The organism is Pantoea sp. EEL5 (genome assembly GCF_049892805.1).
Taxonomy (GTDB): Bacteria; Pseudomonadota; Gammaproteobacteria; order Enterobacterales; family Enterobacteriaceae; genus Pantoea; species Pantoea ananatis.
In genome coordinates this window covers 422,460-438,599 of sequence record NZ_JBNDNJ010000002.1, presented here as the reverse complement: position 1 = coordinate 438,599, position 16,140 = coordinate 422,460, and the positions used below count along the sequence as shown (strand labels likewise).

The 16,140-nt window shown below is 54.3% G+C and carries 14 protein-coding genes and 1 other RNA gene; 5 read left to right on the top strand and 10 right to left on the bottom strand.

What is annotated here, in order from left to right:
- Window positions 1-65: 65 nt before the first annotated feature.
- A complete protein-coding gene (locus tag ACPXSQ_RS13635) occupies window positions 66-785 on the top strand; it encodes a MurR/RpiR family transcriptional regulator (RefSeq protein WP_014594495.1) in 720 nt (239 codons plus the stop codon).
- A 114-nt stretch (window positions 786-899) separates the two neighbouring features.
- Window positions 900-2,327, top strand: coding sequence for a 6-phospho-beta-glucosidase (locus tag ACPXSQ_RS13630; protein WP_014594496.1), 1,428 nt, complete (start codon window positions 900-902; stop codon window positions 2,325-2,327).
- A gap of 34 nt (window positions 2,328-2,361) precedes the next feature.
- On the opposite strand, the gene ACPXSQ_RS13625 is transcribed toward ACPXSQ_RS13630, so the two are convergent.
- The 8 genes from ACPXSQ_RS13625 to ACPXSQ_RS13590 form a co-directional block, all read right to left on the bottom strand.
- Entirely contained in the window at window positions 2,362-3,105 is a 744-nt protein-coding gene (locus tag ACPXSQ_RS13625; protein WP_426144060.1) for an SDR family oxidoreductase, read from the bottom strand.
- A gap of 61 nt (window positions 3,106-3,166) precedes the next feature.
- Window positions 3,167-6,040 (bottom strand): aminomethyl-transferring glycine dehydrogenase, encoded by a 2,874-nt coding sequence (gene gcvP, locus ACPXSQ_RS13620; RefSeq protein WP_072137156.1) that lies wholly within the window; start codon window positions 6,038-6,040, stop codon window positions 3,167-3,169.
- Between the two features lie 81 nt (window positions 6,041-6,121).
- On the bottom strand, window positions 6,122-6,508 hold the full coding sequence (gcvH, locus tag ACPXSQ_RS13615; protein WP_014594498.1) for a glycine cleavage system protein GcvH: 387 nt from the start codon (window positions 6,506-6,508) through the stop codon (window positions 6,122-6,124).
- Window positions 6,509-6,532: 24 nt separating this feature from the next.
- Window positions 6,533-7,630, bottom strand: coding sequence for a glycine cleavage system aminomethyltransferase GcvT (gene gcvT, locus ACPXSQ_RS13610; protein WP_210476217.1), 1,098 nt, complete (start codon window positions 7,628-7,630; stop codon window positions 6,533-6,535).
- Between the two features lie 431 nt (window positions 7,631-8,061).
- Window positions 8,062-9,264 carry an FAD-dependent 2-octaprenylphenol hydroxylase gene (ubiI, locus tag ACPXSQ_RS13605; RefSeq protein ID WP_014594500.1) on the bottom strand — a complete coding sequence of 401 codons (1,203 nt, stop codon included), beginning with the start codon at window positions 9,262-9,264 and terminating at the stop codon, window positions 8,062-8,064.
- A 13-nt stretch (window positions 9,265-9,277) separates the two neighbouring features.
- Complete coding sequence (gene ubiH, locus ACPXSQ_RS13600; protein ID WP_426144057.1) at window positions 9,278-10,456, bottom strand: 2-octaprenyl-6-methoxyphenyl hydroxylase; 1,179 nt, start codon at window positions 10,454-10,456, stop codon at window positions 9,278-9,280.
- Window positions 10,453-11,775, bottom strand: coding sequence for a Xaa-Pro aminopeptidase (gene pepP, locus ACPXSQ_RS13595; protein WP_426144055.1), 1,323 nt, complete (start codon window positions 11,773-11,775; stop codon window positions 10,453-10,455). Before pepP ends, ubiH begins: the two co-directional genes overlap by 4 nt.
- Before the next feature lie 33 nt (window positions 11,776-11,808).
- Window positions 11,809-12,387: a YecA family protein gene (locus tag ACPXSQ_RS13590; RefSeq protein WP_026020902.1), complete on the bottom strand. Its 579-nt coding sequence runs from the start codon at window positions 12,385-12,387 to the stop codon at window positions 11,809-11,811.
- 171 nt (window positions 12,388-12,558) lie between these two features.
- On the opposite strand from ACPXSQ_RS13590, the gene zapA reads away from it, so the two are divergent.
- The 3 genes from zapA (at window position 12,559) to ACPXSQ_RS13575 (ending at window position 13,785) form a co-directional block, all read left to right on the top strand.
- Window positions 12,559-12,888 (top strand): cell division protein ZapA, encoded by a 330-nt coding sequence (gene zapA / locus ACPXSQ_RS13585; protein WP_015699590.1) that lies wholly within the window; start codon window positions 12,559-12,561, stop codon window positions 12,886-12,888.
- A 39-nt stretch (window positions 12,889-12,927) separates the two neighbouring features.
- A non-coding RNA gene (gene ssrS, locus ACPXSQ_RS13580) (6S RNA) lies at window positions 12,928-13,111 on the top strand.
- Window positions 13,112-13,188: 77 nt separating this feature from the next.
- Window positions 13,189-13,785 (top strand): 5-formyltetrahydrofolate cyclo-ligase, encoded by a 597-nt coding sequence (locus ACPXSQ_RS13575; RefSeq protein ID WP_013027066.1) that lies wholly within the window; start codon window positions 13,189-13,191, stop codon window positions 13,783-13,785.
- A 42-nt stretch (window positions 13,786-13,827) separates the two neighbouring features.
- Here ACPXSQ_RS13575 and serA read toward each other — a convergent pair whose 3' ends face one another.
- Window positions 13,828-15,066 (bottom strand): phosphoglycerate dehydrogenase, encoded by a 1,239-nt coding sequence (gene serA / locus ACPXSQ_RS13570; RefSeq protein ID WP_013027067.1) that lies wholly within the window; start codon window positions 15,064-15,066, stop codon window positions 13,828-13,830.
- Between the two features lie 279 nt (window positions 15,067-15,345).
- Window positions 15,346-16,005 carry a ribose-5-phosphate isomerase RpiA gene (gene rpiA / locus ACPXSQ_RS13565; protein ID WP_014605122.1) on the bottom strand — a complete coding sequence of 220 codons (660 nt, stop codon included), beginning with the start codon at window positions 16,003-16,005 and terminating at the stop codon, window positions 15,346-15,348.
- Window positions 16,006-16,140 lie beyond the last annotated feature (135 nt).

Here is a 16,140-nt window from a genome sequence, read left to right as displayed (position 1 = left end):
TGCGGTCACCTCCCCTTCGAATTCTGTTAAAATGCGGGCCAGTTAATTGCCGGGTGAGCTTTTCCATGTTCTCGCATCACGATCTTGCTACACTGAACGATCTTGAAATGCAGGTTTATCAGTACATTATCAAACATCGTGACAGCGTCAGTTACATGACCATTCGCGAGCTGGCTGAACAGGCTGCGGTATCGACCACAACGGTATTACGCTTCTGTCGCAAGATGCAGTGTGAAGGATGGTCAGAATTCCGTATCCGACTGCGTCTGGCCAGGGAACAAACCGCGCCTGCGCTGCCTGTCTCCGGTATCGCAGATATGCTGAGTTTTTTTAAAAGCATCAATAATGATGAGTTTGAGCAGGTCATCCATCGGGCTGTGGGGATGATTAATCAGGCTGAGCGGGTGTTTTTTATTGGTGTCGGCACATCGGGCAGCCTGGGGAAATACGGGGCACGTTTTTTTTCAAACGTGGGCAAATTCAGCCACGCGATCGACGATCCCTATTATCCGATCAGTCCGAGTTTATATGAAAATGCCCTGGCCATTATTCTTTCTGTCTCCGGCGAAACGGAAGAGGTGCTGCGCATTGCCAGTCAGTTCAACCTGAATCAGTGTAAAATCATCGCCATCACGAATAGTGAAACCTGCTCGCTGGCAAAAATGAGCGACTTTACGGTGTCCTATCATGTACCGGTGATACGTATGCCCGACCAGAGCGATATTACGACCCAAGTGCCTGTCATGTATATTATCGAGTCACTGGGTAGGCAACTGGGTAAATAAAACAAAGCGTTTTTTAGCTGTAACAAATCCCTTTTTCGCGGCGGTGTTATAGCGTGACATTATTAAGTGCTTTGCTACACTCACCCCAATTTAATCCTCAGGGGAGAGTGCATAATGAGCTTACCAAAAACGTTTCTGTGGGGCGGCGCGGTCGCGGCTCATCAGGTAGAGGGCGGCTGGGATCAGGGCGGTAAGGGCATCAGTATTGCTGATGTACTGACCGGCGGCGCTCATGGCGTGGACCGCGTCATCACCGACGGCGTCCAGCCAGGAAAATTCTATCCAAATCATCAGGCTGTTGAATTTTATTCTCATTACAAACAGGATATCGCGCTGTTTGCTGAGATGGGATTTAAATGCTTCCGTACCTCAATTGCCTGGACCCGTATTTTCCCTAACGGCGATGAACCGCAACCCAATGAAGCCGGCCTGCAATTCTATGACGATCTGTTTGATGAATTGCTTAAATACGGTATTGAGCCGGTTATTACCCTCTCCCATTTTGAAATGCCCTATCACCTGGTAAAAGAATACGGTGGCTGGCACAATCGTAAGGTTGTCGATTTCTTTGTGCGCTTTAGTGAAGTTGTGCTGAAGCGTTATAAGAATAAAGTGAAATACTGGATGACCTTTAACGAAATTAACAACCAGCGTAACTGGCAATATCCGCTGTTTGGTTACTGCTGCTCAGGCGTTATTTTCACGGAACATGAAAAACCTGAACAGGCGATGTATCAGGTCATGCATCATCAGTTTGTTGCCAGCGCCAAAGTCGTGAAGCTGGGCCACGAGATTAACCCGGAGTTTAAGATTGGCTGCATGATCGCCATGGTGCCGGTCTATCCCTTCTCCTGCCATCCGGATGACGTCATGCTCGCTCAGGAAGCGATGCATCAACGCTATGTCTTTAGCGACGTGCAGATGCGCGGTTACTACCCGGCTTACGCCCTGAAAGAGTGGGCGCGCAAAGGCTATCATATCGACATGGAGCCTGAAGACGCTGAAACCCTGCGCAATGGCTGTGCCGACTATGTGGGCTTCAGTTATTACATGAGTACAGCCGTTCAGACCCGCGCCAGTGGCGTTGATGATCCTATTACCGGCTTCGAAGGCACGGTGAAAAATCCGCACGTTAAAGCCTCAGACTGGGGCTGGCAGATCGATCCTGTTGGTCTGCGGTATGTTCTTAATGATGTGTATGAACGCTATCAGAAACCCCTGTTTATTGTTGAAAACGGTTTTGGCGCCATCGACAAACCGAATGCGCAGGGCGTGATAGAGGATGATTACCGCATTGATTATCTGGCCGCGCATATTGAAGAGATGAAAAAAGCCGTCATTCATGACGGGGTGGATCTCATGGGGTACACGCCCTGGGGCTGTATCGACTGCGTGTCTTTCACTACCGGTCAGTACAACAAGCGTTACGGTTTTATTCACGTGAATAAAAACGATGACGGCAGCGGAGACTTCTCGCGTTCCAGGAAAAAGAGTTTTGCCTGGTATCAACAGGTCATCGCCAGCAATGGTGAAAAGCTGTAAGTCGTTTGCCGCAGCGCCCTGCTGCGGCATCATTCTAGCGCCCGCCGGCAGCATCGATAATGCTGCCGGTAATGTAAGAGGCGGCATCGCTGGCTAACCAGACAACGGCTTCTGCGATTTCTTCGGCATAGCCGCCACGCCCCATTGGTATGCCGCTGGCCAGCCTGTCTACCCTGCCGGGTTCTCCGCCGTCAGCATGCATCTCGGTGTAAATCATCCCCGGACGTACGCCATTGACCCGAATTCCCTGCTGGGCCACTTCCAGCGACAGGCCTTTGGTCATCGTGTCTATTGCGCCTTTCGATGCCGCATAGTCGACATATTCGTTTGGCGACCCCGTACGGGCAGCTGCAGACGAGACATTGACGATGCTGCCGCCCTGACCGCCATGATGGGTGCCCATGCGCCGGACGGCTTCACGACAGCAAAGAAATGCGCCAAGCACATTCGTGGCAAAAACCTGCTGAATACGTGAGGCATCCAGCTGCTCAAGGCGACATTGTTGGAACAGAATGCCGGCGTTATTCACCAGCAGCGTGAGCGGCAGATCTTCCTGATCCAGCCGTTGAAACAGCGACATCACCTGTGTTTCATCGCTGATATCGGCCTGAACGCTAAAGGCCTCACCGCCGTTACGTACAATCTCATCTACAACCTGATGGGCTTCACTGGCACGTGAACGGAAATTGACCGCCACCCGGTAGCCTCGGGATGCCAGTAAGAGGGACGTCGCGCGACCAATGCCGCGACTGCCGCCGGTAACGAGTGCGAGCTGCATACAAACCTCCATAAAAAAAGGGCCGAAAATCGGCCCTCATAACTAAACGCGTTAAGCTGACTTACGCATAATCGCTCATCGGGACACACGAACAGAACAGGTTACGATCGCCAAAGACATCGTCCAGGCGCTTCACCGTTGGCCAGTATTTATTGTGGCTGCCAGCAGGGAACACGGCCAGTTCACGGCTGTAGGAATGAGACCATTCTCCGATGACTTCCATTTGTGTATGAGGCGCGTTAACCAGCGGGTTATCCTCAAGTGACCACTCACCCGTTTCCACCCGGCCGATTTCCATGCGAATCGCCAGCATGGCATCAATAAAGCGGTCCAGTTCAATTTTGCCTTCTGATTCTGTCGGTTCGACCATGAGTGTTCCGGCGACCGGGAACGACATGGTGGGCGCATGGAAACCGTAGTCGATGAGGCGTTTCGCGATATCCAGTTCACTGATACCGGTTTGCTCTTTTAACGGACGAATATCAAGAATACATTCGTGCGCTACGCGGCCGTCGCGCCCTGCATACAGGATGGGATAGGCCGATTTTAGCCGGCTGGCAATATAGTTAGCGTTAAGGATCGCGACCGAACTGGCCTGCTTCAGCCCTTCTGCCCCCATCATACGGATATACATCCAGCTGATAGGCAAAATAGACGCGCTGCCAAATGGCGCAGCGGAAACTGCGCCCTGCTGCGTCAGCATGCCGTCAATTTGAACAACGCTGTGGCCCGGCACAAACGGCGCCAGATGGGCTTTCACGCCGATCGGTCCCATTCCCGGCCCACCTCCGCCGTGCGGGATGCAGAAGGTTTTATGCAGGTTAAGGTGCGAAACGTCTGCGCCGATGTAGCCCGGGGTGGTAATGCCTACCTGCGCGTTCATGTTGGCGCCATCAAGATAAACCTGACCGCCGAACTGATGCACAATCTGGCACACCTCGCGAATAGTTTCCTCGTAAACGCCGTGGGTGGACGGATAGGTCACCATAATGCATGACAGCTTATCGCCAGCCTGAGCCGCTTTTTCACGCAGGTCGCCCAGATCGATGTTGCCCTGCTTGTCACAGGAGACCACCACGACATCCATGCCCGCCATCTGAGCCGAAGCCGGATTAGTACCGTGCGCCGAGCTGGGGATCAGGCAGAGATGCCGTTCACCCTCACCGCGGCTTTCGTGATAACGACGAATCGCTAACAGACCGGCATATTCACCCTGCGCACCCGAGTTAGGCTGCATGCAGAGTGCATCGTAACCAGTCAGTTGAACCAGCCACTGTGAAAGCTGCCCAATCATTTGCAGGTAGCCGCCAGCCTGTTCAGCCGGGCAGAACGGGTGCAGTTCGGCAAATTCAGGCCAGGTGATGGGGATCATCTCGGCGGCGGCATTGAGTTTCATGGTGCAGGAACCCAACGGAATCATGGCCTGATTCAGCGCCAGATCTTTTTTCTCCAGGCTGTGCATATAGCGCATCATCTCAGTTTCGCTGTGATGACGGTTAAACACCGGATGCGTCAGAATCTCGCTTTCACGCTGCTGCGCGGCCGGAATGGACGGGTTGTCGGCCGTAACCAGGCTGTCGAGCCGATCGATATCCTGACCGTGCTCATCCCCCAGCAAAATAGCGAACAGCGTAGTGATGTCTTCACGGCGCGTGGTTTCATCCAGCGTGATACCGACGGCATTGAGAATGTCGCTACGCAGGTTCACACCGAAGCTCAGCGCACGGTTGAGTACGCCCGCTTTATCCGCAACCTCCACCGTCAGTGTGTCAAACCAATGGCTATGACGCAGTTTAAGCCCGCCACGCTGCAGTCCGGCAGCCAGAATATCGGTAAAGCGGTGGATACGCGACGCAATACGTTTCAGCCCGACCGGCCCGTGGAACACGGCATACAGCCCGGCGATATTGGCCAGTAGCACCTGAGAAGTACAGATATTGGAGTTCGCTTTTTCGCGACGGATATGCTGCTCACGGGTTTGCATCGCCATGCGCAAGGCGGTGTTGCCTGCGGCATCGCGGGAAACGCCGATAATACGGCCAGGCATTGAACGCTTATGTTCGTCGCGGCTGGCGAAGAAGGCAGCATGCGGGCCACCATAACCCATTGGCACACCAAAGCGTTGGGCCGAACCGAACACGATATCCGCGCCTTGTTTGCCCGGAGATGTCAGCAGCACCAGCGCCATAAAGTCGGCAGCGACGCTGACAACCACCTTGCGCGCTTTCAGCTCGCTAATCAGGTGCGTGTAGTCGTGTACTTCTCCCGTGGTGCCCACCTGCTGTAGCAGCACACCAAACAGGTTTTCGTGATCCAGTGCTTTGGCCGGGTTGTCGATAATCAGTTCAAAGCCAAAGGTTTCGGCACGGGTACGCACGACGTCCAGCGTTTGCGGATGAATATCGTCAGCGATAAAGAACCGGGTCGCGTTTTTCAGTTTGCTGATGCGTTTTGACATCGCCATTGCTTCTGCGGCGGCGGTCGCTTCATCCAGCAGAGAAGCGGAGGCAATGTCCATGCCGGTCAAATCGATCGTAACCTGCTGGAAGTTAAGCAGGGCTTCAAGCCGTCCCTGCGACACTTCTGGCTGATACGGCGTATACGCCGTGTACCAGCCGGGGTTCTCCAGCATATTTCGCAAAATCACCGGCGGCGTAATCACCGCGCTGTATCCCATGCCGATCCAGGATTTATAAAGCAGGTTTTGCCCGGCAATGGCCTTCAACTCAGCCAGCGCCTGTTGTTCAGTTGCGGCATCGCCCACCGCTGGCGGGCCTGGCAACTGAATATCGGCGGGAACGATAGAACCAATCAACGACGCCAGAGAGCTGGCACCGATCGCCTCCAGCATGACGGCCTGTTGTTCTGGCGACGGACCAATATGGCGCTCAATGAAGGCACCGTTGTGTTCAAGCTGGCTGAGAGTCTGAGTCATGAGCTGTAAATCCTGAATCGGGCTGGGGAACAGAGAATGCAAGTCAGATATCTGCGGCCTCAGTTTGAGGCCGCACGACGATTACTCGTCAATGGAGGCTTTATAAGCATCCGCATCCAGCAGCGAGTCGATTTCTGACTCATCGCTGGCCTTAATCTGGAATAACCAGCCGCCGTCATAAGGCTCGCTGTTAACCTGTTCAGGGGAATCGTTAAGGGCGTCGTTGACGGCAACGATTTCACCGCTGATGGGCGCGTAAATGTCTGAAGCGGCTTTGACCGATTCCGCAACCGCGCACTCTTCTCCGGCAGAGAAAGTGGCACCGACCTCAGGCAGGTCAACAAACACCATATCGCCCAGCAACTCCTGCGCATGTTCGGTGATACCAACGGTATAGGTACCGTCCGCGTTTTTGCGCAGCCATTCGTGACTGTCGCGGTACTTCAACTCCACTGGCACATTGCTCATCGCCCTTTCTCCTGTAATTATGTTTTACTGCGCAACCGGTTTTCCGGCGCGAACGAAAATTGGTTTAGTGACTTTCACAGGCATTTCACGGTTACGGATCTCAACAATCGCGTTTTCCCCAATCCCTGCCGGCACGCGGGCCAGTGCAATGCTGTAACCCAACGTCGGTGAGAAGGAACCGCTGGTGATCACCCCCTGCTGCAACTGACCCTGCTGATCGGTAAAACGCACCGGCAACCCGTTACGCAGAACGCCTTTTTCCGTGAGGATCAGCCCAACCAGTTTTTCAGTGCCCTTTTCTCGCTGGCTTTCCAGCGCTTCACGTCCGATAAAGTGGCGGTCGCCAGGTTCCCAGCTAATGGTCCAGCCCATATTGGCCGCCAGCGGCGATACGCTCTCGTCCATTTCCTGACCGTAAAGATTCATACCCGCTTCCAGACGCAAGGTGTCGCGCGCGCCCAGCCCGGCGGGTTTGACGCCCGCACTCAACAAACGCTGCCAGAATCCGACGGCATCGGCGGCAGGCAGCGCAATTTCATAGCCCGCTTCGCCGGTATAACCGGTTGTGGCAATGAACAGTTCACCGACCTGCACGCCGAAGAACGGCTTCATGCCCTGTACAGCCTGGCGCTGTGCGTCACTGAATAAGGTTTGGGCTTTTTGCTGTGCCTGCGGGCCCTGTACAGCAATGAGTGCGAGATCGTCACGTTCTGTTAACGCGACGCCGTAACCCTGTGCATGCTCGCCGATCCAGGCCAGATCTTTTTCACGCGTCGCGGAGTTGACCACCAGACGAAAAAACGTCTCGTCCATAAAATAAACAATTAAATCGTCAATTACGCCAGCGGAAGCATTCAGCATGCCGGTATACAGGGCTTTGCCCGGCTGAGTCAGTTTGGCGACGTCGTTTGCCAGCAGGAAGCGCAAAAACTCGCGCGTGCGCTCACCTTTTAAATCCACAATGGTCATGTGCGAAACATCGAACATGCCCGCGTCGCTGCGCACGGCATGATGCTCATCCATCTGAGAGCCATAGTGCAACGGCATCATCCAACCGTGGAAATCCACCATCCGCGCGCCATTTGCCTGGTGCTGTTCAAACAAAGGTGTGTGCTGAGTCATAACTATCCTGTGCAGAAACGAGTGAGTTTGAAACCACGCGCCATGTAGCCGACGCAAACGTTCTCTTTGCCTTGACGTTACCACCGAATCAGGCGATTAACCATAAGCAAAGCGAGGTCGAAAGACGTGGCACAGCCTAACCAGGCCCCGGGTTAATCAGGATAAAAAACTATAATTTTGTGATTAACCACGCAATAAATACGCCATAGTGATTTATTCACAGCAAATTTATGCGCACAGTCCAGCAGGATGTTAAAAAAATAGCGGGTCGAAAACAGTCATGGATAAAAAAAAGTAATGCGAAACTTCACGCAAAATTAGAATAAATCAAACGATGCGCAGTCAGAGTGCAGCCCTGCATTTTTACGGTGCAGCGGAGGGTGAGCATAAAAAAGCCAGCAATTATGCTGGCTTTTTGCGGGTGAGCGGCGTTACCGCAGCCATGCTGGCATATCGTTCAGGCCCATGGCCTGACGCAGCATTACCGGCTTCACGCCCGGCAGGTTATCAGCCAGTTTCAGGCCCAGATCGCGAAACAGCTTTTTGGCTGGATGATTGCCTGCAAACAGTTCACGAAAACCCTGCATTCCGGCAAGCATCATGGCAGCGCTGTGTTTGCGACTGCGCTCGTAGCGGCGCAGATAAAGGTGCTCGCCGATATCTTTGCCCTGCTGGTGCAGGCGGCGGATTTCGCCAATCAGCTCAGCAGCATCCATGAAACCCAGGTTGACGCCCTGTCCTGCCAGCGGATGAATGGTATGTGCCGCATCGCCCACCAGCGCCAGCCGGTGAGCGGCAAAGTTACGTGCATAGCGTGCCGTAAGCGGGAAACACTTGCGCTCGCCTTCCAGCTGGCACAGCCCCAGGCGCATATCGAACGCGACCGACAGTTGTTGATTAAACAGCGCCTCCGGCATGGTTTCGAGACGGCTGGCTTCCTGAGGAGAAAGAGACCAGACGATAGAACAAAGATGGGGATCCTGCATCGGCAGGAAAGCCAGAATGCCATCGCCGTGAAAAACCTGGCGCGCTACGCCGTCGTGTGGCAGCGCCGTGCGAATATTCCCGACCAGCGCATGATGATCGTAATCCCAGAACGTCAGGGGAATATCGGCTTTGTTACGCAACCAGGAGTTGGCCCCGTCCGCCGCCACCATTAGCCGTGCACTCATCATGCTGCCATCCTGCAGCGTAATAAAGGCTTCATTATCGCCAAAGGCCACCTGCTGCAGTTGGGAAGCAGGCAGCAGCGTAACATCACTGCACTGGCTGGCGCGCTGCCATAAGGCGCTGTGGATCACAGGGTTTTCGATGATGTGCCCAAGATGCGTCAGGCCCTGCTGCTCACCGTCAAATGCGATCGTACCGAAGCTGTCGCGATCCCAGACCTCCATTGCCTGATAAGGGCTGGCACGGAGCGACAGAATCGTTGACCAGACGTCCAGCTTCTGCAAAAGACGTTCACTGGCCGCGTTAATTGCGGATACGCGTACGGATGGCGATGCGCCTGCATCAAATTGCGGCCCGGCAGACTGCTCCAGCACGGCAATGCGTAATCCGCTCCCTTGCAGACCGCAGGCTACTGCCAGACCCACCATACCGCCACCGGCGACCACTACATCGTAAGTTTGCATCAGTGCCTCTCAGTTAACGCTTAACCCAGCCGAGCGTACGCTCGGCCAGAAGATTTCTCAGCCATGGCAGGTGATCCATTGCCAGCAGGCCAAGGTTGCGCCCGACGACCAGCGGCGCATGGCGGTTGGCAAACATACGCACCAGGCCGTCAGTGATGCCCACGGTAATGGCCCGATCCTGCTGGCGACGTTGGCGGTAATGTTGCAGGACCGCATAGCTGCCAGGGTCCTGCTGCTGTCGGTGCGCGGTTGCCAGGGTTTCTGCAAGCGACATCACGTCACGCAGGCCAAGATTGAACCCCTGACCGGCAATAGGATGCAGCGTCTGTGCCGCGTTACCAACCGTAACGACGCGATGGGAAACCACCGAATAGGCCTGCTGCAGCGCTAACGGATAAACGTCACGCTTACCGGTATGGATAAATTTGCCCAGTCGCCAGCCAAACGCGCGCTGAAGCTGGCTGAGAAACGCCTCGTCACTCCAGCTTTCGACCTGCGGGCGCTGATCCAGCGGATGGCACCACACCAGCGAGAGGCGATTATCTGACATTGGCAACAGCGCCAACGGGCCAAACTCGGTAAAGCGTTCAAAAGCCCGGCCCTGATGGGGAAGTTCACTGGTGACGTTGGCAATAAGCGCTAACTGCTGATAAGGCTCGGTGTGCCACTGCATGCCGCAGGCGGCCGCAACGGCTGAACGGGTGCCATCAGCGGCTACCAGCACATCGCCTTCCAGTTGTTCATCATTATCAAGCGTGACCCGCACGCTTTCCTGGGATCGGGCCACCTGAGTGACGCGCGCGGGACAGCGCAGTGTGACGCCAGGTGCCTGTTTTAACTGTGTGAACAGGCTTTGCCCTACGTCGAATAATTCAACCACCTGCCCCAGCGCGGGAATCGCATAATCGCTGGCGGCGAGTGACACGAAACCGGCATGGCCGCGATCGGATACGTGAATAGTGGTAATCGGTGTGGCACGGGGGGAAATCCGCTGCCAGAGATTGATATCAGCAAGCTGCTGGCAGGTTCCGGCAGACAGCGCAATCGCCCGGCCGTCATAGCCCGGATGCGCACGGCTGCCAGGCTCGCTGCTTTCAATCAGCGTCACGGGCAGTTTACCCTGTGTCAGGTGCGCGATGGCCAGCGCCAGGGTGGCGCCGGTCATTCCTCCACCGGCGATAAGAATGGTCATAACGCGCGTGCCGCCGCCATCAGCGCTTCGATTGCATCAGGATCTTTCACGACGCTGTCGGTGAGGTTCTCAATACCGGTTTCGGTAATCACAATGTCATCCTCGATGCGGATGCCGATACCGCGGTATTCCACAGGGACGTCAGCATCGGGCGCGATATACAACCCCGGTTCGACGGTGATAACCATGCCCGGCTCCAGGATACGATCGCGGCTTGGTGTGCCGTAGTGCCCCACATCGTGGACATCCAGACCCAACCAGTGGCCCAGACCATGCATAAAGAATTTACGATGGGCATCTTCAGCGATCAGCGTATCGACCTCGCCCTGCATTACCCCCAACTCAACCAGTCCAGTGACCATAATGCGCACGATGTCATCATTAACCTCGCGGATGCTAACGCCAGGGCGGAATCGGGACAGTGCCGTTTCCAGTGATTTGAGTACGATGTTGTAAACCGCCCGCTGCGGCTGAGTGAATTTACCGTTAACCGGGAACGTCCGGGTAATGTCACCCGCATAGCCCTGCCATTCACATCCGGCATCGATAAGCACCAGATCACCGTCCTGCATCTCACACTCGTTTTCGGTGTAGTGCAGAATGCAGCCGTTTTCGCCGGAACCCACAATCGTGTTGTAAGACGGGAATCGCGCACCGTGGCGGTTAAATTCGTGATGAATTTCCCCTTCCAGATGATATTCGTACAGGCCCGGACGACAGGCCTGCATTGCGCGCGTATGCGCCAGCACACTGATCTCACCCGCACGGCGCAGAATGGCAATCTCTTCCGGACTTTTGAACAGGCGCATCTCATGCACCCAGGGACGCCAGTCTGTCAGGCTGGCAGGCGCGCTCAGATTCTGGCGAAAACCCTGCCGCAGTTTATCCAGCGCACCGAACACCAGTTTATCGGCTTCAGCATATTGGCCCTGCGCGTGGTAAACCTCATCCAGGCCGTTCAGCAGCAGGTGGAGTTGTTCACCAATATCGTTCCAGGGAAGGGCACGATCCACGCCGAGCTTAGCGGGCGCCGCATCCTGTCCCAGACGGCGGCCAAACCAGATTTCTGCAGTCAGGTCGCGAACACGATTAAACAGCACACTGTGATTGTGGTTCTCATCACTTTTGATCAGCACCAGTAACGCCTGAGGCTCATTGAACCCCGTGAAGTACCAGAAGTCGCTGTTCTGACGAAACGGATATTCGCTATCATTACTGCGCGTTACTTCAGGCGCGGCAAAAATTAACGCTGCGCTGCCCGGAACCATTTTCGCCAGCAGCGCCTGACGGCGCTGCTGAAAATTTTCCAGTGAAATCATGTCTGCACTCCCTGTTAAACTCAGATAGCTGGCTTAGTGTAGCGTTGGCTTTTGTACTTCTGGCGCAGTCGGTTGCGGACGAGTGAAAGTGTCGTGGCAAAGTAGTGCTGCAACACGAACGTACTCAATCACCTCTTCCAGCGACTGCTCTAATTCTTCCTGATCTTCGTCTTCGTCGTAGCCCAACTGAGCAATCGTGCGCAGATCGTCAATGGCCTCGCCCGTTTCACCGGTGATCTTATCCAGTTTAGGCTGAGTTACGCCCAGACCAAGTAAAAAATGGTTTACCCAGCCCGCCAGTGCATCAGCGCGATCAAACACCGTAATGTCATCATCGGCGGGCAGCATCAGTTGAAAAAGGAAGCCATCGTCCTCTAGCGCAGTCGCAATGCTTTCATGCAAAGACTGCAGTGGCAGGGACAGCGTCTGCGAAAAAGCCATGCCTTCGTTCGCAAGATCGTGGACCAGCGTTTTCCAGCTGTTATCCGCGTTACCGCCACATAAGATGCCGCTGAGTAAGCCGTGCATTTCCGCAGGCGTCATGCCCACGCCATGCTGTGAGAGCGCCGCCGCCAGCGCGTTGTAATCGGGGGTTGCGTTCTGTGAAGACATCATTTTTCATCGTCGTTGGCTGTAAGAGTTCGTGGTATGCTACCACTAGCTGCCTCAAGGTTTCCAGAAAAGGGGTTGTATCTTATTTCTCAGGTCTATATAGTTGCCCGCCTCCCAGGCCATTGAAGGCTAAGGGGAATGGCGAGCCAGGTAATCAGTCAGGAAGGTGGCATGTCTGCACAACCGGTAGATTTACAAATTTTTGGTCGTTCTTTGAGAGTGAATTGTCCGCCTGAACAGCAAGATGCGCTGAACGCGGCAGCAGAAGATCTCAATCAACGGTTGCAAGATTTAAAAGTTCGCACTAGAGTCACAAATACAGAGCAACTGGTGTTCATTGCCGCGTTAAACATTTGCCATGAACTGGCACAAGAGAAAGGTAAGACGCGTGACTATGCTGCTAACATGGAACAACGAATCCGTATGTTACAGCAGACCATTGAACAGGCTTTAGTTGAGCAAGGTCGCATAACCGACCGCCAGGATGCGAAGTTCGAATAACACTTCATGGTCAGTGTGCTACACTAACGGTGAAGTCAATTTTCTCTGAGATGTTTGCAAGTGGGCCAGTCCCCTGAGCCGATATTTCATACCAACAGAATGTGACGCTCCGCAACCTGTGAGCATGCTCGGTCCGTCCGAGAAGCCTGATGGTTGCGACGGCATGTTCACCTTGAACCAAGGGTTCAAGGGTTACAGCCTACGGCGGCATCTCGGAGATCTCCTTTCTGGTCGTACTGCATTACCTCCCACCAGGCATGATATAATGCGTCGCTTAAGCGACTTTGTCTGGGGGACACCATGTCAGCACCCTCTTTAGTACTGCGTCAGGACATCCGTCAGCACGTTCGCCACCTACGTCGCGCTCTGAGCGCTGAGCAGCAACATGCGGCAGCCGAACAACTCGCCCAACATGCGATCAACTTTGCACCACTGGCCGATGCCAACAACGTGGCACTGTTTTTGTCTGTTGATGGCGAAATCAATACACGACCGCTTATCGCCAGGCTGTGGCAGCAAAACAAACGGGTTTACCTGCCGGTTCTGCACCCCTTCGCAGCGGGCCATCTGCTTTTTCTGCGCTATACGCCAGAAACACAGTTAATTCAAAATAAACTGCGCATTCCCGAACCCCCGCTGGATATCCGCCATCTGATCACGCTGGATGAACTGGACGTAATGATGGTACCGCTGGTGGCGTTTGATCGCGCCGGACAGCGTTTAGGAATGGGGGGCGGCTTCTACGATCGCACCTTACAGAACTGGAAACAGCATGGGTTTTTACCGGTGGGCATCGCTCATGACTGTCAGCGGGTTGACGCGCTGCCTACAGCGGCGTGGGACATTCCTTTGCCGGCCGTGCTGACGCCATCAAAACTGTGGCTATGGGATGAATAAACCCGGGCATGCTTGTGTGCCCGGGTAGGTGACAGCGTGGGATCAGTAAAGCAGGCGGGCGCGAATCGTTCCCGGAATCGCCTTCATCAGCTGCAGAGCTTTCTCTGCCAGTTCGTGCTCAGCATCAATGTCGATGACCACATAACCCATCATCGGAGAGGTTTGCAGGTACTGAGCGGCAATGTTGATGCCTTGTTCAGCGAAAATCTGGTTGATCGCGGTGAGTACGCCCGGACGGTTTTCGTGAATATGCAGCAGACGACTGGCGCTAATGCCGTGCATCGGCAATGACACTTCCGGGAAATTGACGGCGGACAGCGTTGAACCGTTATCCGAATATTTCGCCAGCTTGCCCGCGACTTCAATCCCGATATTCTCCTGCGCTTCTTCCGTCGATCCCCCGATGTGCGGCGTCAGGATAACGTTGTCGAATTCGCTCAGTGGGGAAACAAACGGATCGCTGTTGGTCGCCGGCTCTACAGGGAACACATCAATCGCAGCGCCACCAACCTGCTTGCTGGCCAGCGCTTCGCACAGTGCAGGAATATCTACCACGGTGCCGCGTGAGGCGTTTATCAGCAGGCCGCCAGGCTTCATCTGCGCCAGCTCATTGGCAGAAATCATATTTTGCGTAGAGGCGGTTTCCGGGACATGCAGGCTGACAACGTCACTCATATTTAGCAACTGCGTCAGGCTACGAACCTGTGATGCGTTGCCCAACGGCAGCTTGTTTTCGATGTCATAGAAGTAAACGTGCATGCCCAGACTTTCTGCCAGCACGCCCAGTTGCATACCGATATGGCCATAGCCAATGATACCCAGCTTTTTACCGCGCGCTTCAAAAGAGCCTTTGGCGATTTTATTCCAGATACCACGGTGCGCTTTGGCATTCGCTTCCGGAACACCGCGCAGCATCAGCAGCATCTCGCCAATAACCAGCTCGGCCACAGAACGCGTATTTGAGAAAGGTGCGTTAAAAACCGGGATACCGCGTTTCGCTGCGGCATTTAAATCAACCTGATTCGTTCCGATACAGAAACAGCCCACCGCTACCAGTTTTTCTGCAGCGGCAAAAATCTCTTCGGTCAGTTGGGAACGGGAACGGATACCGATAAAATGCGCATCGCGAGCGGAAGCTTTTAACGCCTCGGCATCCAGTGCGCCTTTGTGGAATTCAATATTGGTGTAACCTGCAGCACGAAGATTTTCCAGCGCGCTCTGATGGACACCTTCCACCAGCAGGAACTTAATTTTGTCTTTTTCCAGTGATACCTTTGCCATTTCCCAACCCTATTCAGAATTCAACGAGGACTGAACGCAGTCAGCCGTCTGTCAAAATATCAAAAAAATCGCCTGCGGCAATACAAACGATTGCCTGACCGCCAGCATGGCAGGGCTCAGAGGACGTACTTTGCCAGACAAAATCGTGGGTTGGCCGCATCGAGAAGAACGAACCCGCTGCCGATGACGGTTATGTGACATAAGTCACCAAATTTCAGCCTGGTGAGAAAAGTTTTTTTAAATCAAAAAAAGCGGGCGCCCTGTTGTGCGCCCGGTGCTTTATTTTTTGAGGGTTTTGACACCGTCAGGTCCGCCAATCAATGCGACATCTGCGCCACGCGTGGCGAAAAGCCCCACGGTGACGACGCCAGGCAGGGCATTAATCGTTTTTTCCAGCTCGATGGGATCGAGAATACGCAGGTTGTGCACATCAAGAATGATATTACCGTTGTCGGTCACCACATTCTGACGATATTCCGGCAAACCGCCCAGCTTCACCAGTTCACGCGCGACATAGCTTCGCGCCATCGGGATAACTTCAACCGGCAACGGGAAGCGTCCAAGCACGTCCACTTCTTTGGATGCGTCGGCGATACAGATAAACTTTTTGGCGACCGCCGCGACGATTTTCTCGCGAGTTAAGGCAGCACCGCCCCCTTTGATCATCTGCATTTGTGGGTTAATTTCATCGGCACCGTCGACATAGATGGCCAGATCATCAATCTCGTTCAAATCAAACACCTGAATGCCCAGGCTTTTTAGCTTTTGCGTCGACGCTTCGGAACTGGATACGGCCCCCTCAATCTGATGTTTAATGCTGCCGAGCGCATCAATAAAGTGAGCGGCCGTAGAACCCGTACCGACGCCGACGACAGTACCGGGCTGCACATAATCCAGTGCGGCCCAACCAACAGCTTTTTTCAGTTCATCCTGGGTCATGATATGTTTAGAACCTGTGCGATAAGGAAATGCGCGTAGTATAAAGCAAGGCTTGCTGAAAATGCTCGGATGCATTGGGCGGATTTAATGCTTTGGAAGCCAGCCCACAAAAATATCGCTGACATTTCCGTTGGA